This window comes from Vibrio sp. Vb1574 (genome assembly GCF_033338675.1).
The window spans coordinates 1-1,222 of record NZ_JAWOTC010000300.1; the positions used below are offsets into that span (position 1 = coordinate 1).

At 37.7% G+C, this 1,222-nt stretch carries 2 pseudogenes; both read right to left on the reverse strand.

The annotated features are described in order from the left end of the window. Positions 1 to 657 (reverse strand): annotated as a pseudogene (locus R7O12_RS25705) (cadherin repeat domain-containing protein); the annotation flags it as partial. Positions 658 to 1,113: 456 nt separating this feature from the next. Next, a pseudogene (locus R7O12_RS25710) lies at positions 1,114 to 1,222 on the reverse strand (transcriptional regulator); the annotation flags it as partial.

A 1,222-nucleotide genomic window follows, 5' to 3' on the forward strand; every position in this document is an offset into this window, starting at 1 on the left:
TTCGATTAAGGCAAATTTAAGTTGCTCAGCACCTATCGCATACAATGTTACGGTTGCACGAACTTGCTTAGGTAGATATAAGTCGTTACCTGAATCGGAAATCAGTACAGAAGCCTGACCCGCAGAACCAAGAGAATAAACAACGCCGTTATCATCAACTTGAATGAGGTTCTGCCCGCTTTCGACTTGATAACTCAGTTTACCTTTCTGCCCGCGCACGGTCAGAGCTTTCCCGTCAGGATCGAGTGCTACTAGGCTTAAATCACTGGCAGAAAGATCATTGTTAAAACCTCGTTCAACCGTGACCGAAAACGTCGTTTCAGAAGATTCATACACAGAACTGGTATCTGTTGCACGAATTATCGCGGTGCCTGGACGCAGGATTTGAAATACTCCCGAATCACTCACCCTCACCACATTCGGCGGATTTGAATCAATGACTTGGTAAGATACTGAGCCGCGAACGTTGCTCAATAGTGTCTGAGTGATGGTTCCCACACCCTCAAACTGCAACGAGGCATCTTCAACAATCAGCTGTGGACGACTCTGCTTCGTGATAGAAGTTGGAGAGCTTGTATTGCTCGGCTTGGAGTCACCTCCTCCACCGCAACCAGCAAGTAAAGCAGCAAGAAAAATCAAATAATAATTTCTGTTCATTTTTAGTAATAATTTGTTACATCCCAAGGGGCGAGATAATAATACGATGTTTTATTAATCGCTATCCCTATTGTTGATGACTTTATTACTTAAGTATTTACTACTATATTAAGGGTAAAAATAAATTCTGATAAATGGCGAGAAAATTACCCGAAAAAACACAAAGCAAACGTTTAAATTAATGTAATTAATTAATTTAGAAAGAGTGAATATTCAACAAAATAAAACAGGAAAAATAATGAAGAAAAATTGCGTTAATTTTTGGCGGGCTATGCTGTATGGACATTAACAGATTAGAAAAACATAATTATCTAATACACAAATAAAAGCAAGAACGAATCTCGTTTATATTTAATAAAAGAGATTTGTATTTTAAAACTGGAATAATGTCACTCTTACATTCCATTTTAATGTCTCGTCAGTAACAACTATTATTCCAGTAACTGTAAACTTAGATTAACTTCGAATTGGCAACTCAGTGGTATATTTAATCGACTCCATTGCAAATGTTGAAGTCACGTTAGATAGCCCTTTTACACTATTCACTAAGCGCTTATAAAATTCG